The sequence below is a fragment of the Streptomyces sp. NPDC046831 genome (genome assembly GCF_040645305.1).
Taxonomy (GTDB): Bacteria; Actinomycetota; Actinomycetes; order Streptomycetales; family Streptomycetaceae; genus Streptomyces.
This window is the reverse complement of sequence record NZ_JBEYXZ010000052.1, coordinates 1-23,066: the sequence shown is the minus strand read 5'-3', so window position 1 is coordinate 23,066 and position 23,066 is coordinate 1. Positions and strand designations below refer to the sequence as shown.

General features: G+C 73.8%; 22 protein-coding genes and 1 tRNA gene. 11 read left to right on the top strand and 12 right to left on the bottom strand.

All coding sequences use genetic code 11. The features are described 5' to 3' along the window. Positions 1–63 precede the first annotated feature (63 nt). Positions 64–522: a MaoC family dehydratase gene (locus ABZ920_RS29015; protein ID WP_361511301.1), complete on the top strand. Its 459-nt coding sequence runs from the start codon at positions 64–66 to the stop codon at positions 520–522. A gap of 23 nt (positions 523–545) precedes the next feature. Here the strand turns inward: ABZ920_RS29015 and ABZ920_RS29010 are convergent, their stop codons facing one another. After that, complete coding sequence (locus ABZ920_RS29010; protein WP_361511298.1) at positions 546–1,157, bottom strand: hypothetical protein; 612 nt, start codon at positions 1,155–1,157, stop codon at positions 546–548. 440 nt (positions 1,158–1,597) lie between these two features. Between ABZ920_RS29010 and ABZ920_RS29005 the strand changes: the two genes are divergently transcribed. Beyond that, positions 1,598–1,966 (top strand): peptidoglycan-binding protein, encoded by a 369-nt coding sequence (locus tag ABZ920_RS29005; RefSeq protein ID WP_361511295.1) that lies wholly within the window; start codon positions 1,598–1,600, stop codon positions 1,964–1,966. A 126-nt stretch (positions 1,967–2,092) separates the two neighbouring features. On the opposite strand, the gene ABZ920_RS29000 is transcribed toward ABZ920_RS29005, so the two are convergent. Both ABZ920_RS29000 and ABZ920_RS28995 read right to left on the bottom strand, forming a co-directional pair. Then, a complete protein-coding gene (locus ABZ920_RS29000) occupies positions 2,093–2,362 on the bottom strand; it encodes a hypothetical protein (protein WP_361511292.1) in 270 nt (89 codons plus the stop codon). 271 nt (positions 2,363–2,633) lie between these two features. After that, positions 2,634–3,758: an acyltransferase gene (locus tag ABZ920_RS28995; RefSeq protein WP_361511289.1), complete on the bottom strand. Its 1,125-nt coding sequence runs from the start codon at positions 3,756–3,758 to the stop codon at positions 2,634–2,636. A 155-nt stretch (positions 3,759–3,913) separates the two neighbouring features. On the opposite strand from ABZ920_RS28995, the gene ABZ920_RS28990 reads away from it, so the two are divergent. Then, positions 3,914–4,495, top strand: coding sequence for a sugar O-acetyltransferase (locus ABZ920_RS28990; protein WP_361511286.1), 582 nt, complete (start codon positions 3,914–3,916; stop codon positions 4,493–4,495). Positions 4,496–4,507: 12 nt separating this feature from the next. Next, positions 4,508–5,080 (top strand): TetR family transcriptional regulator, encoded by a 573-nt coding sequence (locus ABZ920_RS28985; RefSeq protein WP_361511283.1) that lies wholly within the window; start codon positions 4,508–4,510, stop codon positions 5,078–5,080. A gap of 94 nt (positions 5,081–5,174) precedes the next feature. On the opposite strand, the gene ABZ920_RS28980 is transcribed toward ABZ920_RS28985, so the two are convergent. The 7 genes from ABZ920_RS28980 to ABZ920_RS28950 all read right to left on the bottom strand — a co-directional run bounded on the left by ABZ920_RS28980 (position 5,175) and on the right by ABZ920_RS28950 (position 15,112). Continuing rightward, entirely contained in the window at positions 5,175–6,947 is a 1,773-nt protein-coding gene (locus ABZ920_RS28980) for an MOSC and FAD-binding oxidoreductase domain-containing protein (protein ID WP_361511280.1), read from the bottom strand. 83 nt (positions 6,948–7,030) lie between these two features. Further along, positions 7,031–7,930, bottom strand: coding sequence for a LysR substrate-binding domain-containing protein (locus ABZ920_RS28975; protein ID WP_361511277.1), 900 nt, complete (start codon positions 7,928–7,930; stop codon positions 7,031–7,033). A gap of 346 nt (positions 7,931–8,276) precedes the next feature. Further along, positions 8,277–10,424, bottom strand: a complete 2,148-nt coding sequence (gene helR / locus ABZ920_RS28970) for an RNA polymerase recycling motor ATPase HelR (protein ID WP_361511274.1) — start codon at positions 10,422–10,424, stop codon at positions 8,277–8,279. 571 nt (positions 10,425–10,995) lie between these two features. Then, the gene (locus tag ABZ920_RS28965; RefSeq protein WP_361511271.1) at positions 10,996–13,386 is read right to left on the bottom strand and encodes an excinuclease ABC subunit UvrA; all 2,391 of its coding nucleotides are present in this window, start codon (positions 13,384–13,386) and stop codon (positions 10,996–10,998) included. Between the two features lie 316 nt (positions 13,387–13,702). Beyond that, positions 13,703–14,059, bottom strand: coding sequence for a VOC family protein (locus ABZ920_RS28960; protein ID WP_361511268.1), 357 nt, complete (start codon positions 14,057–14,059; stop codon positions 13,703–13,705). 353 nt (positions 14,060–14,412) lie between these two features. Then, a complete protein-coding gene (locus ABZ920_RS28955; RefSeq protein WP_361511266.1) occupies positions 14,413–14,541 on the bottom strand; it encodes a hypothetical protein in 129 nt (42 codons plus the stop codon). A gap of 100 nt (positions 14,542–14,641) precedes the next feature. After that, the gene (locus tag ABZ920_RS28950) at positions 14,642–15,112 is read right to left on the bottom strand and encodes a MarR family transcriptional regulator (protein WP_361511263.1); all 471 of its coding nucleotides are present in this window, start codon (positions 15,110–15,112) and stop codon (positions 14,642–14,644) included. A gap of 160 nt (positions 15,113–15,272) precedes the next feature. On the opposite strand from ABZ920_RS28950, the gene ABZ920_RS28945 reads away from it, so the two are divergent. From ABZ920_RS28945 to ABZ920_RS28915, 7 genes are all read left to right on the top strand, one after another. Further along, a complete protein-coding gene (locus tag ABZ920_RS28945) occupies positions 15,273–16,490 on the top strand; it encodes an MFS transporter (protein WP_361511261.1) in 1,218 nt (405 codons plus the stop codon). An 83-nt stretch (positions 16,491–16,573) separates the two neighbouring features. After that, complete coding sequence (locus tag ABZ920_RS28940) at positions 16,574–17,008, top strand: heme-binding protein (RefSeq protein ID WP_361511258.1); 435 nt, start codon at positions 16,574–16,576, stop codon at positions 17,006–17,008. Positions 17,009–17,148: 140 nt separating this feature from the next. Beyond that, positions 17,149–17,976 carry an aldo/keto reductase gene (locus ABZ920_RS28935; RefSeq protein WP_361511255.1) on the top strand — a complete coding sequence of 276 codons (828 nt, stop codon included), beginning with the start codon at positions 17,149–17,151 and terminating at the stop codon, positions 17,974–17,976. Between the two features lie 157 nt (positions 17,977–18,133). Further along, a complete protein-coding gene (locus tag ABZ920_RS28930; RefSeq protein WP_361511253.1) occupies positions 18,134–19,174 on the top strand; it encodes a TIGR03571 family LLM class oxidoreductase in 1,041 nt (346 codons plus the stop codon). A 257-nt stretch (positions 19,175–19,431) separates the two neighbouring features. Next, positions 19,432–19,710 (top strand): hypothetical protein, encoded by a 279-nt coding sequence (locus tag ABZ920_RS28925; RefSeq protein ID WP_361511250.1) that lies wholly within the window; start codon positions 19,432–19,434, stop codon positions 19,708–19,710. 99 nt (positions 19,711–19,809) lie between these two features. Then, positions 19,810–19,998 carry a hypothetical protein gene (locus tag ABZ920_RS28920; RefSeq protein ID WP_361511247.1) on the top strand — a complete coding sequence of 63 codons (189 nt, stop codon included), beginning with the start codon at positions 19,810–19,812 and terminating at the stop codon, positions 19,996–19,998. Between the two features lie 244 nt (positions 19,999–20,242). Beyond that, positions 20,243–20,316, top strand: a tRNA-Met gene (locus tag ABZ920_RS28915). Between the two features lie 78 nt (positions 20,317–20,394). Here the strand turns inward: ABZ920_RS28915 and ABZ920_RS28910 are convergent. Both ABZ920_RS28910 and ABZ920_RS28905 read right to left on the bottom strand, forming a co-directional pair. Further along, positions 20,395–21,144, bottom strand: a complete 750-nt coding sequence (locus tag ABZ920_RS28910) for a class F sortase (RefSeq protein ID WP_361511244.1) — start codon at positions 21,142–21,144, stop codon at positions 20,395–20,397. Positions 21,145–21,284: 140 nt separating this feature from the next. Continuing rightward, positions 21,285–22,133 carry a hypothetical protein gene (locus ABZ920_RS28905; protein ID WP_361511241.1) on the bottom strand — a complete coding sequence of 283 codons (849 nt, stop codon included), beginning with the start codon at positions 22,131–22,133 and terminating at the stop codon, positions 21,285–21,287. Positions 22,134–23,066: the final 933 nt, after the last annotated feature.

The following is a 23,066-nucleotide window of genomic DNA, read 5'->3' as shown; positions in this document are numbered from 1 at the left end:
ATCCGCCGACGCCGCCCCCTTCGCCCGAAGGGGGCGGCCCCGCACGAGGAAGCACGCACCCCCATGGCACTGACCGTCCACGGCATCCCGGAGATCACGCGGCTGGCAGGCCGCGACCTCGGCCACTCCTCGTGGAAGGAGGTCACCCAGCACCTCATCGACACCTTCGCCGACGTCTCCGGCGACCACCAGTGGATCCACACCGACACCGGGCGAGCCGCCCAGGGCCCGTACGGCCGGACCATCGCCCACGGCTACATGATCCTCAGCTGGGGCATCCCCCTGTTCGCCGAGCTGCTGAACGTCACGGGCGTCACCATGGCCCTCAACTACGGCGTCAACAAGGTCCGTTTCCCGGCGCCGGTGCCCGTCGGCAGCCGGGTCCGCCTGCACGCGTCCGTCACCGACGTGCAGGAGGTCAAGCGCGGCGGCGTTCAGATGCACCGCGCCTTCACGTTCGAGCTCGAAGGGTCGGCGAAGCCCGCCTGCGTCGCCGAATCGCTCACGCACTTCTACCCGTGACAGGCCGTGCGCTGCGTGAGGCGTCACCGGCCGTACGGGAGCAGCTCGCTCAGGTGCGCGCCCCGGGCCCAGCGTTCGAGCGCGGAGCCGTCGAGCAGGCAGGTCCTGCCCTGCCGCCGTGCCCACCGTGTGTCGCGGGCCCGGAAGACGCCCCGGTGCACGACCAGGTGGAGCACCGCCTCCGCGCCGTCGGGGTGCGCGTGGGGATGGGGCGCGTCCTCGTCGGGCAGCGGCTCGGCCACGGGCCGGAAGGCCACGTCGAGCAGCCGGCCGCCCGCATCCCGGGCGCACAGCCGCGGCCGGTCGGGCGCCGGCAGCATCCGTACCCGCCAGCCGTCCCTCCTCAGCATCCGCGCCACGGCCAGGGCCAGGCCCTGGGTGTCCAGTTCGCGCAGTTCGTCCGGGGTGTAGTGGCCGAGGCGGCGCCGGGCGCCCGGCCGACCGCGCCGGACCCCCAGCGCGACGAGGAGGACGACGGCGACGACGCCGGCGACGGGGACGGCGATGCCGGCGGCACGGTACCCCGCCGCGAGTGCGGCGACCACCGAGCACACTGCCGCCACCACCCCCGCCAGGGCGGGCAGGACGTCGCGGAGCCGGGGCCCGTAGCGGCCCTCGGCTCGCAGCCGGCGCACGACGAGCCGTCTTCGCGAGCGCGGCCAGGGGGACACGCCGGAGGTCCACGACAGGCGTGCCACGGTACCCGCCCCCAATGCCCGCGCGTCCATCAGCACGGAAGGCATACCCGGCCCGCGACCGACCGCCTGTTCGATAAGGGGTATTCGGCCACCCGTGCCGGCGCACGGCGTCCCGGCCGCCGCCGGAACCGACGCCCGGCATGCTGACGCCGTTGACGTCGTTGGCCTCATGACACAGGTGTGGCGCCGCCTCGGTGAAACAACCGCCGGAAAAGATCGGCGTGTATCGCGCGGTCGCACGCCGGCGCCGGAGCCGCACTCTCCCGATCGGTGCCCGCCGGAGGTGCAACTGGCGGGCCCCGCCCGACACGGGGACGATGGGGGTACCCGTTCCCCGGCAGGAGCCGCCCCTTGGGCGGCCGGGTGAAAGGAGCGGCATGAGACAGCGCGGACTGGTCACCTCGGGCGCGGTGCCGTGCATCCTCGCCTCACTGGGCCTGGCGGTTCCCCAGGCCACCGCAGCCGCCTCCCCCCCGTGCTCCCACATCTCACCGGCGTTCCAGCCGGTCCTCACCGAGGGCCGGACCGGCCCGGCGGTCGAGCAGGCGCAGTGCCTGAGCAACATGTGGGGCGGCGAGCCCCCCAAGCTCCCGCTCAGCGGGGTGTTCGACTCGGCCATGACCGAGAAGATCGAGTGGATCCAGGGCTGCCACGGCCTGCCGCCGAGCGGCGTCATCGAGGGGCGCACGTGGCACGTGCTCTACAAGCCCGCCCTCGACTGCTACGCCCCCTACCCGCCGCCCTGAGCCGGGCGTTCCCCACCCGGGACACGCACTCGTGCGAACGCCCCCGCGGCACCTGCGGCGGGGGCGTTCGGCGCGTGAGGCGCCGCTCGGCCGCGAGGCGGGGCGTTCACCGCCCGGCCGGCCGGCTCAGCCGGTCTCGTGGAGTGCGCGGACGTTGTCCCGGACCAGGGTGCCGTCCTGCTGCTCGTAGTGGGACAACGCCAGGCCGAGGCCGAAGAAGGTGGGTGCCCACTCGCCGACGAAGAGGCCCCAGCGGTCGGCGCGGGCGAGCCCGGTGCCGGGCTCCAGCTTCAGCGAGCCGACCCACGCGGCGACGGTGAAGCCGATGGAGGCGAACGCCGCCATGTAGGCGTGCTCGCTGCGGACACCCATCTCGTGCATCTTCTTGACGATCATCGCCTGGTCTCCGTTCTGTAGGGGTCCAGAGCCGGAGTTTCCACCGCTGGGCATTCCATTCGCCCGGTTTGACCGGTTATGTACCGACAAGCCCTGCATGCCGGGGTGTTGTGCGTCGCCGTGGGTGGCGCCACCGTGCTGCGGAGCCGGCTCGCGTCGCCCGCTGGGGATTCGTCCCCTACCGTTGTGTCGTGGACGCTTTTTTCGCGCCCGAACGCGTCTCCGCTCGTGGGCGGGAGCCGAGCAACCGCAGCACCAGGCCCCGCGCTGTTCAGCGTTCGCCGAGAGCGGCCGGCACGCGCGCCGGGGCGGCGGGGCGGACGAAACGGCGCCGCAGCCATCGCTCCGCGGGGTGTTCCACCCAGTGATAGGCCACGGCCGCGACGGTCAGACTGACCGTCAGCACACCTGCCCAGAACAGCACCGTCGGACCGCCCGGGGCGGGTTTGCCCCAGTGGAAGAGGGCCGCGCGGAGCAGGATCTCGTGGGTGAGGTACCAGGCGAACGACCAGTGCCCCAGCCTGAGCATCCGCGCCCCGCCCAGCCGGGTGCGCCTGCCCTCCAGGTCGGCGCGGGCGGCGGCGCAGATCAGAGCGGCGAAGATCGGCGCCGAGAGCCACTGCGAGGCGGTGTAGGGGCTGTACCACAGGGCGTCCGGCACCGCGTTCGACCATGGGATCAGGATCAGGTGCCAGCCGGCGACCAGGGCGCCGGCCGCCGGCAGAGGCAGGGAAGGCCGCCAGCCGCGCTTGAGGGCGAGGCCGGCCACGACGCCCAGCACGAAGTGCAGGAACCGGGTCAGCGGCAGATAGTCGAGGGCCCAGTTCCGTGTGGTGGGCGGCAGACCGGACAGAGCCGGCCACAGCACGAGGACACCGCAGACGACTGCGGCCGCCGTCCGGATCCAGACCCTGGTGCGGCGGCCGGCGAGCAGCGCCAGCAGCGCGGGGAAGGCCACGTAGAAGAAGGCCTCGTCACAGAGCGACCAGGCGGCCGGATTGCCGCCCTTGAAGATGACCGGCACGGGGAACCAGGCATGGACCAGCAGCAGCGTCGCCGCCACGGCCTCGGCGGACACCGGCCGGTCCATCGCGGCCCACACGGCGACCGACAGGGCGGTGCTGACGGCGAGCAGGGGCCAGATGCGGGCGAAGCGCCGCCACAGGAAGACCCGGGTGGGCACGCCCGCCCCGTCGTACGTCCAGGCCAGGACGACTCCCGACAGCACGAAGAAGAACGTCACGCCGCTGCGGCCGTACCAGACCGCCTCGCTGAACCCCGGGACGGGACCCACCTGACGGGAGAGGTGGTACAGGACGACGAGCGCGGCCGCCCAGAAGCGCAACCCCGTCAGCGAGGGCAGCCGGTCCCGGCCGGCCGCGGGTATGGAACTCATGCGGTGCTGCTTCACCCTTCGGGCAGGGCCGGCAGGTGTGGCCGGCGGTCGGTGCGGTCCGGCGGCGGCGTGCCGCGCGCGGAGGGGCCTTGTCCTCAGGGCCGTACGCGCACAGGAGTGTACAGTCGTACGCTGCTGAGCGTACGCTCGGGCGCATGCCGACGGACTACTTCGCGGGGGACTCCCGCACCCACCTGGAACGCATGCTGGCGGGCGACCTCTACATCGCCGACGACCCGGAGATCACCCGGCGCCAGCAGCGGGCGATGCGGCTGGCGGCACGCTACCAGGCCGCCTACCTCGAGCAGGCGGAGGAGGCCGAGTCGCTCCTGGCGGACCTGCTGGGCTCCCTGGGCGAGGACGCGCACGTACGGCCGCCGCTGTACGTCGACTACGGCAGCAACATCACCATCGGCGCGCGCACCTTCGTCAACTACAACCTGACCGCGCTGGACGTCGCGGCGATCGTCATCGGCGAGGACTGCCAGATCGGGCCGAACGTCCAGTTGCTCACCCCCACCCATCCGCTGGAGCCCCAGCCGCGACGGGACAAGCTGGAAGCCGCCCGCCCGATCATCATCGGGGACAACGTGTGGATCGGCGGCGGTGCCGTCGTGATGCCCGGTGTCACCATCGGGGACAACGCCGTCATCGGCGCGGGCGCCGTCGTCACCAAGGACGTGCCCGCCGACGTCGTCGCGGTCGGCAACCCGGCCCGGCCGGTCCGCACCCTCTGAGCACAGCACGCGATGGCCACCGGACACGCCGACCCGCAACGCCGCGAACGCATCGTGGCCGCCGCCCTCGACCTCATCGCGGACGAAGGCGTCGCGGGAGTCTCCCACCGGAAGATAGCCGCGCGGGCCGGCGTGCCGCTGGGGTCGATGACCTATCACTTCAGCGGCATGGACGAGCTGCTGCGCGAGGCGTTCCGCCACTTCACCGACCACATCGTCGCGGTGTTCGACGCGCATCTCGCCGGCCCGGCCGACCGGGAGGAGGCCCGAGCGGCGGTGGCCGACCTGATCCACACGTTGTCCGGGGGAAGCCGGCGGGACCTCGTCCTCACCCAGGAGCTCTACACCCTCGCCGCCCGCCGCCCGTCCTACCGGGAGCTCACCCAGGAGTGGACGGCCCGCAGCCGCGCTCATCTGGAGCGGGACTTCGACCGGGACACGGCCCGTCAGCTCGACGCCCTCATCAAGGGGCTGACGCTGCACCGCGCACTGGCCCGGGAACCCCACGACCGCGCCCTGACCCTGGAGGCCGTCACCCGCATCACCCGCACCGGCGGGGGCCCGCCGAGCGGGTCGCCCGGCTGAGCCCGCGTGACGCGGGGCGGAAGCCGGCTGAGCGCATCCCGACTCGCCGTGCCGTCCGCCGTGGACGCGACGCGGTCCCGCCCGGTACGGGCGGTCACAGGTCGAGGGTCAGGTCCTCGGCGGGCCGCGAGCAGCAGATGAGGGCGTTGCCGTCGACCGGAGGGTCGAGGGGGTCCGGAGAGTAGTCGACGTGGCCGGCCAGGAGGGCGGTCTCGCAGGTGTGGCAGACGCCGGTGCGGCACGACCACCGGACGGGGACGTCGCATGCCTCGGCGAGTTCCAGGAGCGTCGGGTACGCGGGGTCCCAGGCGACGGTGAGGTTGCTGCGGGCGAAGGAGACGCTCGGACCGGTGGCCTCCGCCGGGGGCCGGGCCGGGGGGTGGGGGGCCCGCACGCCGGTGGGCACCACGCCGGGGGTGATCGCGGCGACCGACCCGAAGGTCTCCGTGTGGACGCGTGCCGGGTCCAGACCGCAGTCCGCCAGGGCCCGGGTCATGTCGTCCATGAACGTCACGGGACCGCAGACGTAGGCGTCGGCGTCCACGGGCAGGTGGAGGTCCCGGAGCCGTGCGGCGGAGAGCCGGCCCGGGTGGGGATGGTCGCGGCCGGGCAGGTCGCTGTCGCGCGGCCTGCTGTAGAAGATGTGAGCGCGGCCGGCCGGGAGGCGGTCGAGCAGGGTGCGCGCCTCCAGGGCGAAGGGGTGCGTGGCGCCGTCGCGGGCCGCGTGCAGCCACCAGACGGGGCGCGGGTCGCCGGTTTCGGCGAGTGCGTGGAGCATGGCCAGCACCGGAGTGGCTCCGACGCCGGCGGACAGCAGGACGACGGGGTTCCGGCCGTCGCGGAGGGTGAAGGTGCCTCGTGGTGCCGCCACGTCGAGGACGTCGCCGACCGCGGCGTGCCGGCGGAGGTAGCCGCTGCCGGCACCGTGGGGTTCCTCCTTCACGCTGATGCGGTAACGGCCGGCACCGGGTGCTCCGGACAGGGAGTAGCTGCGGACGAGCGGGGCCGCGTCGTGGGCCGGGCGCATCCGGACGGTGACGAACTGGCCGGGCAGGGCCGCGGGGAGCGGGCTCGCGTCGGGCGCCGCCAGGCTGAGGGAGAAGATGTCGCTGCTCTCGGAATCGACGGCGGTGACCTCCAGCGGCCGGAAGCCGGGCCACGCGGGTGGGGCGCTGCTCGCGGCCGCGGTCAGCCCGGTGTTGCCCGTGGCCCGGCCCTTCTTCTCGTAGTCGTCCAGCAGGGCCCGCAGCGAGACCTGCCAGCCGGGGCTCAGCGCGGGGATGCGCAGGGCCCTCTCCAGCTGGGGACGCGGGTGGCCGGGCTTGTAGAGCAGTGCGTCGATCTCGGCGACGGTCATGGCCTCGGGGCCGGTCGCGATCCTGACGATCTCGTCCCCGGCCTCGACCTGCCCCTCGGTGAGCACTCTCAGGTAGAAGCCCGGCCGGCCGTGGGCGACGAGCAGGGCGGCCATCCGCGGCTCGTCCAGGCGCAGGCCCACCCGGTAGCAGGTCACGCGCGGCTGCGTGACCTCGAAGACGGCGTCACCGATGCGGTACCGGTCGCCGATGCACACCTCGTCGTCGGACAGCCCGTCGACGGTGAAGTTCTCGCCGAAGTGACCGTGGGTGAGGTCGTCCCGCCCCAGGAACCGCCGCCAGTGCCGGTAGGAGTCGAGCTGGTACACCAGTACCGCCCGGTGGGGGCCTCCGTGTCCGGCCAGGTCGCCCTGGCCGTCCCCGTCGATGTTGAGGCGGCGGACCATGCGGGGGCCCTGGGCGGGCCGCTTCCAGACGCCGGTGTGCGTCGTGCGGCCCTTCCAGGCGACGTCCCTGGGCATGCCGATGTTGACCGCGAGCAGCGTGGCCATGCGCGTCTCCCTCGACCCCCCACCAACGTCACGCTAATGCGCCCCGTCCGGTCGGCAAGTCCTGGAGCCCCGTGCGGAGAGCCTCAGTGGGTCTCGCCCGCCCGCAGGACGGTGCCGCGGAACGACGACACCACCGGCCGCAGATCGACCCGGTGCCACGCCGCCCAGAGCTGCACGCACCGGTCGTGCCAGGACAGCTCGCGCACCGCGACGTCCTCCGTGGTGGTGCGGATCATGCTCCTCTGCACGAGCGCGAGTCCGAGTCCGGAGGCCACGAGGCCGAGGGCGGTCAGCGGCTCGGTGGCCTCGAGGCGGATGTCGGGTGTGAACCCGGCCGCGGTGCAGGACGCGATGAACGTGTCGCGCCAGGCCGCGTCCTGCGGGTTCTCGACCGCGATCCACGGCTGGCCGTCGAGGTCGGCGGGCGTCAGGTCCTCCCGGTCGGCGAGCGGGTGCCGCGCGGGCAGGGCGAGAAGGAGGGGGTCCTGGAGCAGCGGCGCGGACTCCAGGTCGCCGTCGTCCGGGGCCGGTGGCTCGGGGACGAGCGCGATGTCGAGGCTGCGCTGCCGCAGGCCTTCGAACTGCTCGGCGGGCGGCAGGTTGTACAGGGCCACGTGGATGCCGGGGCGCTCGTCGTGCAGTGAGCGCAGCGCGCCGGGCAGCAGGCCGGTGTGCATGGCGTCGGCGACGTAGCCGATGCACAGGCCGCCCTCCTCCCCGCGGCCGAGCCGGCGGCCCAGGTTCTCCAGGCGGTCCGCGTGCCGCAGGAGCGCCCGGGCCTCGGCCAGGAAGACCTGGCCGTCCCGGGTGAGCCGGATCCGCTGCTGGCCGCGTTCGAACAGGGTCAGGCCGAGGTTCTTCTCCAGCTGGGCTATCTGCCGGCTCAGCGGCGACTGGGAGATGTGCAGCCTCTCCGCGGCCTGGCCGACGTGTTCGGTCTCGGCGACGGCCACGAAGTAACGGAGTTGCCGCAGGTCGAGCATGTAAGACCTCGAAGGACTCAAGTACGCCCAAGCGAGTCTTGGACAGTCCGAAGTGCCGATCCTAACCCGCCGCCCCGCGCCGGCGAACCTGCCGGCCGGCGACGACCACCGTCCGTTCCACGCCCCGGTCCATACCCCGGCACGGACTCCATTCGACACCCCAGGGCCACCTGCGTGGCAACCGCGGCGGCACCCCTGACAAGCGGCCGACCGTAAGGGCCGACCGGGTGTCGGCACCGGGCGTGTGGCCCGGTGCGCGCCGCCGAAGCCGCGCGCACCGGTGGCGGCCCGGCGTCCGGCACCGCCCACCGGCCCGGCCCGGGGACGGATGTCCGCCCGCACGGGGTCAGGAGCTGGTGAGGACGACGAGTTGCCGGGTCGCCCTGGTCATCGCGACGTAGCGGTCGACCGCTCCCTCGACCCCGTCACCGAACCTCTCGGGGTCGACCAGAACGACGAGGTCGAACTCGAGCCCCTTCGACAGCTCCGGGGTCAGTGACCGCACGCGGGGCGTCGACCGGAACGTGGGGTCGCCGATCACGCAGGCGATCCCGTCGGCGTGATCGGCGAGCCAGGTGTCGAGGATCGGGCGCAGGTCCGCGACGGAGCCGTGCACGACGGGGACGCCGCTGCTGCGGACGGACGCCGGTACGTTGGCGTCCGGGAGCACGGCCCGGATCACCGGCTCGGCCTCCGCCATGACCTCCTCCGGCGTGCGGTAGTTGATGTTCAGTGAGGCCAGGCGGATCCGGTCGAGCCCGATCCGCTCCAGCCGTTCCTGCCACGACTCCGTGAACCCGTGCCGGGCCTGGGCACGGTCCCCGACGATGGTGAGACTCCGGGACGGGCACCGCAGCAGCAGCATCTGCCACTCCGCGTCGGTGAGTTCCTGGGCCTCGTCGACGACGATGTGCGCGAACGGGCCGGCGAGCAGGTCCGGGTCGGCGGCGGGCAGGGCCGTCTCGTCGGCCAGGGCGTCCCGCAGGTCCTGTCCGTGCAGCATGGTCACCGCGCCCTCGCCGTCGTCGTCGGCCGCGAGCAGGGCGTCGACGACCTTGGTCAGCTGCTCGCGTTCGGCGGCCGCGGCGGCCTTCTGCCGGCGCCTGCGGCGTGCCGCCTCCGGGTCGCCGAGCCGCTGCCGCGCCGCGTCCAGGATCGGCAGGTCGGACACCGTCCAGGCCCGGGGGTCCGCACGCTGCAGTGCGCGCACCTCGTCCCGGTCGAGCCAGGGGGCGCACATCCGCAGGTAGGCCGGTACCGACCACAGGTCTCCGACGAGGTCGGCCGCCTCGATCAGCGGCCACGCGCGGTGGAAGGCCGTGAACAGTTCCCGGTTCTGCCGCAGCGACTTGCGGAGCAGGCCGGCCGGGACGTCGCCGTCGTGCTTGTCCACCAGGATGGTGAGCAGTTCCTCCCAGACCTGGTCGCGCGCCTCGTTGTGCGGGGTACCGGGTTCCGCCGCGTCGAACGCCGCGGCCCAGTCGCCCGCGCCGAGCGGGATGTCGGACCAGTGGGTCGTGACCGTCATGCCCTCGGTGGGCGGCTCCTCGTAGAACCTGACGGCCGTCTCGACCGCCGCCACCATGCGTGCGGAGGACTTCAGCCGGGCCACGTCCGGGTCGGCCTCGGCCACTGCCGTGGCTCCCTCGGCGACGAGGTCCCGCAGAATGCAGGTCTGCACGCCCTCCTCCCCGAGACTGGGCAGGACGTCGGCGACGTAGGCCAGGTAGGGCCGGTGCGGACCGACGAACAGCACGCCGCCCCGGCGGTGGCCCAGGCGCGGGTCGGAGTGGAGGAGGTAGGCGGCGCGGTGCAGGGCCACGACGGTCTTCCCCGTGCCCGGACCGCCGTCGACGACGAGGGCGCCGCGGGATCCCGCGCGGATGACGGCGTCCTGGTCGGCCTGGATGGTGCCGAGCACGTCCCGCATCCGCGCCGACCTGTTGCCGCCCAGGCTGGCGATGAAGGCGGACTGGTCGTCCAGTGCGGCGTGCCCCTCGAACCCGTCCGGGGTGAACACCTCGTCCCAGTAGTCGCTGATCCGGCCGCCGGTCCAGCGGTACCTGCGGCGGCTGGCCAGACCCATCGGACGGGCGTGGGTGGCTCCGAAGAACGGCTCGGCCGCGGGCGAGCGCCAGTCGACCAGCAGCCTGCGGCCCGTGCTGTCGGTGAGGCCGAGCCGTCCGACGTACACCGGCTCGGGTCCGTCCGCGAGGACCATGCCTCCCAGGCACAGGTCCACACCGAAGCGGCGCAGTGCGCGCAGGCGCGCGGACAGCCGGTGGATCTCCGCGTCCCGGTCCATCGCCTGCCGGCCCAGGCCGCCGGGTGCCCTGCGCTCGGCGTCGAGGCGCTCGGACAGTTCGGCGATCGTCTGGTCGAGGCACTCCGCGATCGCCGCGAAGTGCTTCTCGTCGCCGGCGATCAGCGTCGGGTCGGCCTTGGGGGAAAGGTGGTCGGGAAGGTCAAACACGCTGGTTCTCAGCGGGTTCACGTGGTCGGCTCCGATCTGGGGTCGCGCTCGCGACCCGTGCGTGCTGCAGGGCGTTCCGGACTGGTGTGCCGGACCTGGTGTCCGGGGCGGGCAGCGCTCCGCTCGACGGTTTGCGCAGGTCGCGGCCTCGGCCGACCATCCTGAAGCACGACCGGGGTCTTGCCGCAAGCCCCCCGGTGCGCTATACGTTGAGAGTGGCAAGGAGTCCGGACCGGACCTCCTTGCCTTTGTCTTTGCCCGGGCCTTCGCCCGGGCCGCCGGCGGCCGGACGGACGCCTTTCCTTGCACGGCGGCCGCGCACCGTTGCGCGTCCCCGCCCCCGCCGGCGACGGCCGCCGCGACGGACGCCTCCCGTGCGCGGCGGCCGCGCGCCGCTCGTCGCCGCCCGACCCGGCCGGCGGCGGGCCCGGACGCGGGCCGGTCCCGGCCGGCGCCACCCACACCGGCCGGGACGGGGGCGAAGACGCCTGGACACCTCGGAGGCTCCCCTCCTGCGCCGCCCGTGGACGGCGCAGGAGTAAGCCACGTCGGTGCGGCGCATCGCCGTGCGGGGTGCGGGCCCGCGCCCCGGTCAGGCGCCCACGTAGGCGGCGAGGTGCTCGCCGGTGAGGGTGGAGCGGGCGGCTACGAGGTCGGCGGGGGTGCCCTCGAAGACGATCCGGCCGCCGTCGTGCCCCGCGCCCGGACCGAGGTCGACGATCCAGTCGGCGTGCGCCATGACCGCCTGGTGGTGCTCGACGACGATGACGGACTTGCCGGAGTCGACGAGCCGGTCCAGCAGGCCGAGCAGTTGCTCGACGTCGGCGAGGTGCAGGCCGGCGGTGGGCTCGTCGAGGACGTAGACGCCGCCCTTCTCGGCCATGTGGGTGGCCAGCTTGAGCCGCTGGCGCTCGCCGCCGGACAGCGTGGTCAGCGGCTGGCCGAGGGTGAGATAGCCGAGCCCGACATCGGCGAGCCGGCCGAGGACCGCGTGCGCGGCCGGGGTACGGGCCTCACCGCTGCCGAAGAACTCCTCCGCCTCGGTCACCGTCATCGCGAGCACCTCGCTGATGTCGCGGCCGGCGAGGCGATGGTCCAGCACCGACGCCTCGAACCGCTTCCCCTCGCACTCCTCGCAGGTGACGGCGACGCCGGCCATCATGGCCAGGTCGGTGTAGACGACGCCGGCGCCGTTGCAGGCGGGGCAGGCGCCCTGGGAGTTGGCGCTGAACAGCGCCGGTTTCACGCCGTTGGCCTTGGCGAACGCCTTGCGGATCGGATCGAGCAGTCCGGTGTACGTCGCCGGGTTGCTGCGCCTGGAGCCGCGGATCGCGCTCTGGTCGACCGAGACCACGCCCGCGCCGGCGGGGATCGACCCGTGCACCAGCGAGCTCTTGCCGGACCCGGCGACGCCGGTGACGACGGTCAGCACCCCGAGCGGGATGTCGACGTCGACGTCGCGCAGGTTGTGCGCCGACGCGCCGCGGATCTCCAGTGTGCCGGTGGGCTTGCGCACGGTCTGCTTCAGACCGGCCCGGTCGTCGAAGTGGCGGCCGGTGACGGTGTCGGCGGCCCTCAGCCCCTCGACGGTGCCCTCGAAGCAGACGGTGCCGCCCGCCGTGCCGGCGCCGGGCCCGAGGTCGACGACGTGGTCGGCGATCTGGATCGTCTCCGGCTTGTGCTCCACGACGAGCACCGTGTTGCCCTTGTCCCGCAGCCGCAGCAGCAGGTCGTTCATCCGCTGGATGTCGTGCGGGTGCAGGCCGACCGTGGGCTCGTCGAAGACGTACGTGACGTCGGTGAGGGAGGAGCCGAGGTGGCGGATCATCCTGACGCGCTGGGCCTCGCCGCCCGACAGCGTGCCGGCGGGCCGGTCCAGCGCGAGGTAGCCGAGGCCGATCTCCACGAACGACTCGAGGGTCTGCCGCAGCGCGGCGAGCAGCGGCGCGACGGACGGCTCGTCGAGGCCGCGGACCCAGGCGGCCAGGTCGCTGATCTGCATCGCGCACGCGTCGGCGATGCTGATGCCGTCGATCTTCGACGACCGGGCGCCCTCGCTGAGCCGGGTGCCGCCGCACTCGGGACAGGCGGTGAAGGTGACGGCCCGGTCCACGAACTCGCGGATGTGCGGCTGCATCGCCGCCCGGTCCTTGGCGAGGATCGACTTCCGGACCCGCGGGACGAGCCCCTCGTAGGTCATGTTGATGCCCGCGATCTTCATCCTCGTCGGCTCGCGGTGGAGGAGGTCCCGCAGCTCCTGCTCGGCGTAGTCGCGGATCGGCTTGTCCGGGTCGACCAGGCCCGACTCGGTGTAGAGCCGGTGGTTCCAGCCGCCCGGCTTGTAGCCGGGGATCGTGAGGGCGCCCTCGGCGAGCGACCTGGAGTCGTCGTAGAGCTGCGTCAGGTCGATGTCGGAGACCGTGCCCCGGCCCTCGCAGTGCGGGCACATGCCGCCGGTGATGCTGAACTCGCGCCGCTCCTTGACGGTCTTCCCGCCGCGCTCCAGGGTGACCGCGCCCGCTCCGCTGATGGAGGGGACGTTGAAGGAGAACGCCTGCGGTGAGCCGATGTGCGGTGTGCCGAGCCGGCTGAAGAGGATGCGCAGCATCGCGTTGGCGTCGGTGGCGGTGCCGACCGTGGAGCGGGGGTCGGCCCCCATCCGCTGCTGGTCGACGATGATCGCGGTGGTCAGCCCGTCGAGCAGGTCGACCTCGGGCCGGGCCAGGGCCGGCATGAACCCCTGCACGAAGGCGCTGTAGGTCTCGTTGATCAGCCGCTGGGACTCCGCGGCGATCGTGTCGAAGACCAGTGAGCTCTTGCCCGAGCCGGAGACGCCGGTGAACACCGTCAGCCGGCGCTTCGGGATCTCGACGCTGACGTCCTTGAGGTTGTTCACGCGCGCGCCGTGCACGCGGATCAGGTCGTGGCGGTCGGCGACGTGCGGCGCGGGCGGCTGCGTGTCCGTCGTCGTGGCCGTGCTCATCGTGTCTCCATCTGTCGGCGGGCCGCGTTCGCGGTCTCCATGGGTGGGGCCTGGCTCGATCGGACCGGCTTCGGGCACCGGGTCCGCTGCTGCTCCGGCGGCGCGGTCGCGGCGCCGGTCCGTCGTCCCCGTGACGGGACGGTGGGGGCGGGTGGCGCGACGCACCGGTCCCCCGCGCCCGCGCCGGCGCGTCGGTCCGGGGGTCCCTCCGGGTCGCCGTCGAGCGGGACGCGTCGCGGGTGCGGCCCGGGCCGCTCGTCGAGGGCCGGGCCGATGCCCGGTGCCGGCGTCGCGCCGGGCCCGGAGCGGGGGGCGCTCAGCCGTCCTGCAGCAGCCCGAGGACGTTGCCGTCGGGGTCGACGACGGTCGCGACCAGGCGGCCGCCGCCGACGTCGTGCGCGGGCTCCTTCACGGTGGCACCTGCGGCGGTCACCTCGGCCAGCTTCGCCTGGAGGTCGGGCACGTGCCAGTAGGCCACCGGCGAGGTCATGCCCTGCGGTCCGCCGCCCGGCACCAGCCCGATGTGCTGGCCGGCGGCCTCGAAGCCGACGTAGTAGGACTCGTCCGTCTGCGGCTGCACGCCGAGCAGGGCAGCGTACACCTCCTTGGCCTGCGCCAGGTCGGAGACGGGGTGCAGCACGGTCCTGATTCCCTGGGTGGGGGAGCCGGTCATGGTCGCTCCTGAAGTCGTGGTCGGATGGATCCGGTGGGTGTGCCCGGTCAGGACGAACAGCCGGGCGGTGGGGCGCTTCCCGCCCGGCCGCCACGGTCACGGGCCTCGCAGCGCAGGGCGCCGCGGCAGGGGGCCGGGAAGGCGCCCGGGTGCCCGTGCGCGCGGACGTTCGCGGAGGTGGTGACGGCCATGGCGGTCACGCTAGCCGCGGCCCGGCCCTCCGCGCTTCTCGATTCCTGATCGGTCCGGTACCGCCTGCGCCGCGCGCGACGCCGCCCCGAGGACGGCCCTCCCGCTCGCGCCGGGTCAGGCGGCTGCCGGACACCGCGACCGGATCCGGTCACGACCGGATCCTAAGCGGCGGAGAGCAGCGTGTACCGCAGGGTCTGCGCCTGGATCAGGCCGTCGCGGAAGACGAAGGTGTCCACGCCGTCCTCCACGCGCCCGTGAGGGCCGGTCGCGGACCACTGCAGGAACAGCACGTCGGCGGCGAACTGCGGAGTGAGCCGCCAGTCGGCGTCGGGCAGGTCGGCCAGGAGCGCGCCGATGACCTGCTTGACGCCCTCAGCGTGTCCGTACCTTTCAGGCGGGGGCGGGCGCTGGGGCGGGCAGGGCTTTCACGGCCCTCACCAGCGGTTCGAGCCGGGCGTCGCGGGCTGCCTCGTCGAGTGCCTCGTGGAGGGCGGCGTCATGGGTGGGGCGGGCTCTCGCCAGGAGGACGAGGCCGGCCTCGGAGACGTTGGTGTAGATGCCGCGACGGTCGGTGGGGCACAGGTACCGGGACAGCAGTCCGCGGTCCTCCAGGCGGGTCACCAGGCGGGTGGTGGCGCTCTGGCTGAGCGCGACGGCGTCGGCCACCTGCTTCATCTGCAGGTGGCCGCCCAGGCCGTCGTGCTGGCGGCTGAGGACGTCGAGGAGCGAGTACTCGCGGGCGCTGAGGCCGTGCCCGGCCTGCAACGCACGCTCGAGATGCCCTTCGATCCTGTCGTGCAGCAGCGAGAGGGCACACCAGCCCTGGGCCAGGGCGGTCAGCGCGGGGTCGGTGGCGGTCACAGAGACCTCCTTCGTCGGCGGGGTACGGACCAATAGTTGCACACGCCTACTACGACGATAGGCCTATTGACTCGTTTGCCCTTATCCCGCGTCTGCAACTATTGTCTTCGCTCGTAAGCACCTCGCGCAATCGCGTGCCCCCCTCCTGGAAGGTCTTTTCATGCCTCTCGCGCTCCTGGCCCTGGCCATCGGGGCCTTCGGGATCGGCACCACCGAGTTCGTGATCATGGGCATACTGCCCCAGGTAGCGGGCGAGTTCGGTGTCTCCATCCCCACCGCCGGCTGGCTGGTGACCGGCTACGCCCTCGGTGTCGTCCTCGGCGCCCCGCTGCTGACCGTGCTGGGCACCAGGGTCTCCCGCAAGAAGATGCTCATGTTCCTCATGGCGCTCTTCGTCGTCGGCAACGCCCTGTCCGCCGCCGCTCCGGTCTTCGGGGTCATGCTCATCGGCCGGGTCGTCGCCTCCCTCGCGCACGGCGCGTTCTTCGGCATCGGCTCCGTCGTGGCCGCCGAACTCGTCGCTCCGGAGAAGAAGGCCTCGGCCATCTCCCTGATGTTCATGGGGCTGACGGTGGCGAACATCGTCGGCGTCCCCGGTGGCACCTACCTCGGGCAGACCGCCGGATGGCGCGTCACCTTCTCCGTCGTCGCCGCGCTCGGCGTCGTCGGCCTGCTCGGTGTGGCCAGGCTCGTGCCCGAGACGGGCAGGCCCGAGTCGGCGAACGTCCGCAGTGAGTTCGCCGCCTTCCGGAACGTGCAGGTGTGGCTCGCCATGGCGATGACCGTGCTGGGCTACGGCGGGGTGTTCGCCGCGATCACCTACATCACCCCGATGATGACCGAGGTCGCCGGCTACACCGGGGCCGCCGTCACCTGGCTGCTGGTGCTGTTCGGCGCCGGCATGTTCCTGGGCAACCTGCTCGGCGGCCGCTTCGCCGACCGCGCCCTGATGCCGATGCTGTTCACGTCCCTGGGCGCGCTGTCCCTGGTGCTGCTGCTGTTCACCGCGACCGCCCACCACAAGGTCCTGGCCGCGATCACCCTGACGCTGATCGGCGCCCTGGGCTTCGCCACCGTGCCGCCGCTGCAGAAGTGGGTGCTCGACCAGGCCTCCGCGGCCCCCACCCTGGCCTCGGCCGCCAACATCGGCGCCTTCAACCTCGGCAACGCCCTCGCGGCCTGGCTCGGCGGCATCGTGATCGCCGCGGGGCTCGGCTACACCTCCCCCAACTGGGTCGGCGCCCTGCTCTCCGGTACCGCCCTGCTGCTGTCCTTCCTCGCCGCCTTCCTCGACCGCCGGGACCGCACACGGGCCGCCGGCGGAGGTTCCCCTGCCGTCGAGCAGGACCGGCGGGCCCCCGCCGGCCTCGGGCACTGACCTCCCCTCCCCCGGTCCGCCTCCCCGGCGACGACCACGTCACCCACCGACCGACCACGTCCCCCACCCACGGAGCCACCGCCATGAGCACTCCCCCCACCACCGGCGCCGTTCTCGCTCCGCTGACGACGGCCGACGCCGAGATCCTCGTCTCCGCCGCCCGTCGCGCCGCCGAGGCCGCCGGAGTGGCCGTCAGCATCACCGTCCTGGACGCGGGGGGCCACCTGCTCGCCTTCCGCCGCGACGACCAGGCCCTGCTCATCTCCGGCGAGACCAGCACGCGCAAGGCCTACACGGCGCTGCAGCTGAACGCGGCCACCGCCGACCTCGTCGACGCGGTCAAGCCCGACGGCCCCTTCCACAGCCTGCCGACCGCCCTGGACCGGCCGCTGCTGTTCATCGCCGGCGGCGTTCCGGTGCACCGCGACGGCCGCCTCGTCGGCGCGGTCGGCGTCGGCGGGGGCGCCCCCGAGCAGGACCACGGCTTCGCCGCCGCGGCCCTCACCGCCCTCGGCTGACCGCACCGCGCACCGGTGCGGTCGCCCGGGCCGCAGCCCGCACCGGCGCCCCACCACAGACCCCGGGAGGCAGGCCCGGTCACGGGCCCTGCCGGAACCGGCACCACCCACCGAAGACCGACCAGCAAGGAACACACAGCATGACCGCCAACGTCCCCACCGTCACGCTCCACAACGGCGTCACGATGCCGCAGCTGGGCTTCGGCGTCTTCCAGGTGCCCGACGCCGAGACCACCGCCGCGGTCACCGCGGCGCTCGACGCCGGTTACCGCTCCGTCGACACCGCCGCGATCTACGGCAACGAGGCCGGCGTCGGCAAGGCCCTGGCCGTCTCCGGTCTCGCCCGCGAGGAGGTGTTCGTCACGACGAAGCTGTGGAACGCCGACCAGGGCTACGACGCCACCCTGAGGGCGTTCGACGCGAGCCTGGCCAAGCTGGGCCTGGACCACGTCGACCTCTACCTCATCCACTGGCCCACTCCGGCCCGCGACCTGTACCGGGAGTCCTGGAAGGCCATCGAGCGGCTGGTCGCCGACGGCCGGATCCGCGCCGCCGGCGTCTCCAACTTCCAGCCCGCCCACCTGCGGCGGCTGCTGGACAGCTCCTCGCTCGTCCCGGCCGTCAACCAGATCGAACTGCACCCCGGCCTCCAGCAGAACGAGCTGCGCGCCCTGCACGCCGAGCTCGGCATCGTCACCGAGGCCTGGAGCCCGCTGGCGCAGGGCGCCGTCCTCGGTGAGGAGGCGATCACGGCCGTCGCGCAGCGCCACGGCAAGTCGCCGGCCCAGGTCGTCCTGCGCTGGCACCTGCAGCTCGGCAACGTCGTGATCCCCAAGTCCGTCACCCCCGCCCGCATCCGCGAGAACCTCGACGTCTTCGGCTTCACCCTGTCCGACGACGAAATGGCCGCCATCGCCGCCCTCGACCGCGGTCTGCGCACCGGCCCGGACCCCGACACCCTCAACTGACCCGGCCGGCCGCGCCTCCGGCGCCCCGGGCGACGACGGGTCCGCCCGCCGTCGCCCCGGGCGCCCGCTCCCGGCGGGTCCCTCCGCGCCGGAGGGCGGGCGGCCCACCCCGGCCGCCCCCGCCCGGCGCCGCCACACCTCGAAAGGCTTCTGCCCCATGTCCACCTCCCCCAGCGCCCTGGACCGGCTCATCGGGACGACGGGCCGCCCCACGATCGGCCTGGAACTCCCCCTCGACAACGACTGGGGCGCCGCCCGGCTGCGCGCCGACCGCGCCGCGGGCCGCCCCTTCGGCGTGCCGGACCTGACCGAGCACACCCGTCTCGCCCGGCTCGCCGACGAGTTCGGCTTCGCCGCGCTGTGGGTGCGGGACGTACCGCTGTACGACCCGGAGCACTTCGGCGACGCCGGCTCCGTGTTCGAGACCTTCACCCACCTGGGACATCTGGCGGCCGTCACCCGGCGCGCCGTCCTCGGCACGGCGGCCGTGGTCCTGCCCCTGCGCCGGCCGCTGCTCGTCGCCAAGGCCGCCGCCACCGTCGACGTGCTGTCCGGCGGCCGCTTCGTCCTGGGCCTGGCCAGCGGTGACCGCCCCGTCGAGTACCCGCTGTTCGGCGAGGACTTCGACCACCGCGGCGCCACCTTCCGCGACGGCGTCGGCATCCTCCGCAGCGCCTGGCGGGCCCGGCCCTCCGGGCAGGGCGTGGCCCTGCCCGGAGGGCCGGGCCTCTCCGCCGACCGCGGGCTGGACGTCCTGCCCAAGCCGACCGGCGCCACCGTCCCGATCGCCGTCGCGGGCCACGCCCAGCAGTCCGCCGCGTGGATCGCCGAGCACGCCGACGCGTCCCTCAACTATCCCCGGCCACTGGGCGCCCTGCGGCTGAAGACCCGCGAGTGGCAGCAGCTCACCGCGGACCGTCCGAAGCCCTACCTCACCCCCATGCAACTGGACCTCACCGAGGACCCGTCCGTCGCGGCCACGCCCATCCGGCTGGGGCTGCGCACCGGACGCCACGCCCTGATCGCCCATCTGCGGGACATGGGCGAACTCGGCGTGGCCCACGTCTCGCTCAACCTGCGCCCCGGCGACCGCCCCGTCGAGGAGGTCCTGCAGGAGATCGCCGAAGAGATCCTGCCCCACTTCCCCGCCACCGCCGTGCCGGACCGCCCCGCGGCCGGCACCGCCGGGGCCCGCTGAGCGCCGCCGCCGAGGAGCGGAGGCCGCCGCGTGAGCGGGCCCGCGCCCGCGGGCCCGGCGCGTCCGAGAAGCGGCCGGGCGGCCCCCTGCCCGGCCGGCCCGGAGCGGGGCCGGGCGGCCGCTCCCCCCGCCGCCGCCCGGCCGGGGCGGGGAACATCGCCCGGTTGCTCGCGCGCGGGAGGCGCTGTGGGATGGGGAATGAACCTGAACCGCACCGAGTCGACCACACCCTGCCCGGGCGTCCCGAGGAGGACCCCATGACGGACCGTGACGACCGTACGTCCCCTCCGAAGTCCGGAATGCGCGCGGATCACGACGCCGACGACCGGACCCGGCCCGACGCCGGCTGGCCCCGGCGCACCGAGGAGGAGGCCGAGGGACGCGGCGAGGAGGCCGGGGCCGCCCTGGAGGAGCAGCCCCAGGTCCGGGAGGCCATCGACGACGACACGAGCACCGGCGCCTTCACCGATCGCGCCGAGGAGGACCGGGGCCCGCTCGCACCGGAGTTCCAGGAGCCCACGGACGACGGCGCATGACGCGGGGCGCGGGGCCCCGGCGGCGCTGCCCGCGCGCCCCTGGTGACCGCGCCGCGCCTGCGGTCGCGGATGGCCCGGACGCGCCGTAGACAGGGGGGTATGAGCCAAGCAAGCGAGAAGGCGCACCGGCCCGGCCAGGTCGTGCCGGTGTCCGGAATCTACGAGTGCGACTGCGGTGAGCACCACCGCTACAGCACGGACATCAAGGGCCACCGGTTCCCGCCCCTGCCGCACGACTGCACCGGCAGCGGCTGGATCCTGAGAGCCGCCTTCCATCCCAACCCCTGACCGCCGTCCCCGGAAGGCCGGACCAGAGGCCCGGGCGCGGCACCCGCCTCGGAAGCCTCGCATGGCGCCCGCGCAGCCGTACCGACCGCACCGGCGCCGGCGGCGACCGGAACCGGTGCGGGCGGGCCGGGCGGCCCGAGACGCGATGATCCGCGGGTGTCACCGCGTCGCGCTCCGGCGCCACCGGCCGGCCGAGGCCGTGGGCCGGGACGGTCCGCGGATGGCGTACAGTGGGTCCTACCGACGCGGGGTGGAGCAGCTCGGTAGCTCGCTGGGCTCATAACCCAGAGGTCGCAGGTTCAAATCCTGTCCCCGCTACTCGCAACCGAGGGGCCGGCAGCAGTAGCTGCCGGCCCCTCGGTCATGCCGGCACGCGCGGGTGACGGCGGGCTCACGTCACTTGTCCGTGACCGAGTCGAGGTGGGCGAACACCACCACGTTGTCCACGTAGTCCTTCTTGGTGCGGTCGTAGGCGCCTCCGCACGTGATGAGCCGCAGCTCGGGGCCGGGGGTGTCGGCGTAGACCTTCTTGTCGGGGAAGTTCGCCTTGCTGAACGTGTCGACCGAATCCACCTTGAAGCGTGCGACCACTCCGTCGGTACGCGTGATGTCCACGAACTGTCCGGGCTCCAGCGTCTCCAGCTGGGCGAACACCGCGGGGCCCTCCTCGGTGTCGACGTGGCCGACGACGATGGAGGAACCGCGCTCGCCGGGCGAGACGCCGCCCTCGAACCAGCCGACGAGGTTGTCGTCGTCGATGGGAGGCGCCTGCAGCTGTCCCGAGGGACTGAGGGAGAGCTTGGTGAACGGCGCGTTCACTCCGATGTCCGGGATCGAGATCCTGGTCGGCACGGAGCGGGACAGACCCTTGTCGTCGGGGGCCGCCACGGCCGGTGCGGTCGGTGCGGCCGGTGTGGTCGGTGTGGTCGGTGTGGTCGGTGCGAGGCTCTGCGCGTACGGGATGTAAGTGGTCCGGACGGAGGTCCGGTTCGGCAGGCCCTCGACCGGACTGTCCAGGGACTGGTGGATGAGCAGCGCACCCAGCGCCACCGCTGCCGCCGGCCAGAACAGGTGATTCCGGCGAGGCCGTGGGGCGGCGGGCTTGCTTCCGGACTGCTCCGTCTGCGGTGGCTGCGAGGAGGCCATGCGCAGTGCCTTTCATGAACGGGTGACCGTGGCCGGGCGGACGGTGGAGCCGGTGTGAGGCCGCTGTCGCGGCCTTCGCCATCCCCGTGGAGGGTGGCAAAGACCGCGACACTACAGCGATCTAGCCGGCCCGGACGTACTCAGGCCGCAGAGATGTTCGAGGCGCTGCGACGCCGCAGCATGTACGCTCCCGCGCCGACGCCGCCCAGCACCAGAGCGGCTCCGAGGCCGAGGCTGCCGGAGGAGTCCGCCAGGCCGCCGCCACCGGCGTGGACGCCGCCGCGCGGCTTCCCGCCACGGCCCTCGCCCGAGTAGCCGCCCTCGTCACCACGGCCACCGCAGTCGCCACGGCCACCCTCGTCACCACGGCCACCGCAGTCGCCACGGCCACCCTCGTCACCACGGCCACCGCCATCGCCGCGGCCACCCTCGTCACCACGGCCACCGCCATCGCCGCGGCCACCCTCGTCACCGCGACCACCCTCGTCACCGCGACCACCCTCGCCGCCGCGGCCGCCTTCCTCGCCACGGCCGCCCTCGGTGCCCGCCAGGGCCAGCGCGCCACCACCGGCGTGGACGCCGCCGTGCGGCTTCCCACCGCAGCCCTCGTCCGAGTAACCGCCGTCGTCGCCACGGCCGCCACCGTTGTCGCAGCGTCCGCCGTCGTCGTCGCCACGGCCACCGCCATCGCCGCGGCCACCCTCGTCACCACGGCCACCGCCATCGCCGCGGCCACCCTCGTCACCACGGCCGCCGCGGTCACCGGACGAGTCGTTGTCGTTGCCGCCGCGCCCGGACGAGTTGCCCTCGCCGCGGCCGTGGCCCCCGTTGCCCTCGCCATAGGAGTCCTCACCGGACCCGCCGCGATCGGCGACCACTCCCTGCGTGACCGACGGCGCGGACGCGCTCAGGGCGCCGGCGGCGGGGGCGGAGAGGACCACGGTTGCGGTGATCGCCGCGGCGGTGAACAAAGTACGCGTGATACGCATGGGTGTTCCTTCCGTCACGACTGCGAGAGCCGGCACTGTGCCGGGCTCACTCGGGATCGCAGTGGCGACATGATCACCCTCTGCACGATCCGCGCGTCCGGCCACTGGAGCGCCGCATTCGGACTACGCCGCCTTTCCGCTTCACGGCCTTGTCGGGCCGTCAGGACCGGACCCGATGGCCCGTCAGACCGGGCGGCGAGGCGTCACACTCCAGGACGAGCGCCGGCACCGGGGCATCCGCGGGGGTGCCCGGGGCACCGTCCGTGCCGGCGCCGGGATCGTGGCTGGTGGCGGCGGGGCCGGGGTCGGCTCCGCTTGCGGTGCGCCGGGGACCGGCGGCATGACGGGACGCCGCCAGATGGCGCACGGCCCGGTCCCGGCCGGTCGCCGCCGTCGTGGCGGAAGCTGGTCCCGCTGGCGCGGTACATCCGAAAGGGTTGGTCCCACGCCTCCCAACCGGGTGCTGCACGGGACCGACACCCCGTCACGGTGGCCGCTGCCGCGCGGCTGCGGTCACGGCTCAGGGGGCCGGCGGTGGCGGCGGACCGGTGGGACGACGGCCCGCCGCCGGGGCCGGACCACCCGGGGTGCCCGGCGAGGACGCCCTCAGCCTGCCGTTCGCCCCGCCGAGCCGGCGGGCGTCCGGGCTCGGGGCCGAAGTGAGCGCCGGCTGCGAGGAGTCGAGGTTGAGTAAGCGGTTTCTGCAGCGAGTTGCGCCCGGCGCGCTACCCACACGCACCGGCCGTCCGGCACGTCGCTGTCCGGCTCGGGCCGTGGAGCGGTGGGCGCCGGTACCGCCGCCCTGCGACGAGGGGTCCGGTCCCGCCCTGTCAGGGCGGGACCGGACCCCTCGTCGTGCGCGGGAGGCCCCCCCCGCCGCCCACCCCGACGAGCCGGGCGCCGCCGGCCCCCAGCAGGATGGGGGTGATGGGC

What these genes read in the sequence shown, in the direction of transcription:
- ABZ920_RS29015 (WP_361511301.1), top strand. Translation starts at nt 64, where the DNA reads ATGGCACTGACCGTCCACGGCATCCCGGAGATCACGCGGCTGGCAGGC.
- ABZ920_RS29005 (WP_361511295.1), top strand. Translation starts at nt 1,598, where the DNA reads ATGAGACAGCGCGGACTGGTCACCTCGGGCGCGGTGCCGTGCATCCTC.
- ABZ920_RS29000 (WP_361511292.1), bottom strand. Translation starts at nt 2,362, where the DNA reads ATGATCGTCAAGAAGATGCACGAGATGGGTGTCCGCAGCGAGCACGCC.
- ABZ920_RS28995 (WP_361511289.1), bottom strand. Translation starts at nt 3,758, where the DNA reads ATGAGTTCCATACCCGCGGCCGGCCGGGACCGGCTGCCCTCGCTGACG.
- ABZ920_RS28990 (WP_361511286.1), top strand. Translation starts at nt 3,914, where the DNA reads ATGCCGACGGACTACTTCGCGGGGGACTCCCGCACCCACCTGGAACGC.
- ABZ920_RS28985 (WP_361511283.1), top strand. Translation starts at nt 4,508, where the DNA reads ATGGCCACCGGACACGCCGACCCGCAACGCCGCGAACGCATCGTGGCC.
- ABZ920_RS28980 (WP_361511280.1), bottom strand. Translation starts at nt 6,947, where the DNA reads ATGGCCACGCTGCTCGCGGTCAACATCGGCATGCCCAGGGACGTCGCC.
- ABZ920_RS28975 (WP_361511277.1), bottom strand. Translation starts at nt 7,930, where the DNA reads ATGCTCGACCTGCGGCAACTCCGTTACTTCGTGGCCGTCGCCGAGACC.
- ABZ920_RS28965 (WP_361511271.1), bottom strand. Translation starts at nt 13,386, where the DNA reads ATGAGCACGGCCACGACGACGGACACGCAGCCGCCCGCGCCGCACGTC.
- ABZ920_RS28960 (WP_361511268.1), bottom strand. Translation starts at nt 14,059, where the DNA reads ATGACCGGCTCCCCCACCCAGGGAATCAGGACCGTGCTGCACCCCGTC.
- ABZ920_RS28945 (WP_361511261.1), top strand. Translation starts at nt 15,273, where the DNA reads ATGCCTCTCGCGCTCCTGGCCCTGGCCATCGGGGCCTTCGGGATCGGC.
- ABZ920_RS28940 (WP_361511258.1), top strand. Translation starts at nt 16,574, where the DNA reads ATGAGCACTCCCCCCACCACCGGCGCCGTTCTCGCTCCGCTGACGACG.
- ABZ920_RS28935 (WP_361511255.1), top strand. Translation starts at nt 17,149, where the DNA reads ATGACCGCCAACGTCCCCACCGTCACGCTCCACAACGGCGTCACGATG.
- ABZ920_RS28930 (WP_361511253.1), top strand. Translation starts at nt 18,134, where the DNA reads ATGTCCACCTCCCCCAGCGCCCTGGACCGGCTCATCGGGACGACGGGC.
- ABZ920_RS28925 (WP_361511250.1), top strand. Translation starts at nt 19,432, where the DNA reads ATGACGGACCGTGACGACCGTACGTCCCCTCCGAAGTCCGGAATGCGC.
- ABZ920_RS28920 (WP_361511247.1), top strand. Translation starts at nt 19,810, where the DNA reads ATGAGCCAAGCAAGCGAGAAGGCGCACCGGCCCGGCCAGGTCGTGCCG.
- ABZ920_RS28910 (WP_361511244.1), bottom strand. Translation starts at nt 21,144, where the DNA reads ATGGCCTCCTCGCAGCCACCGCAGACGGAGCAGTCCGGAAGCAAGCCC.
- ABZ920_RS28905 (WP_361511241.1), bottom strand. Translation starts at nt 22,133, where the DNA reads ATGCGTATCACGCGTACTTTGTTCACCGCCGCGGCGATCACCGCAACC.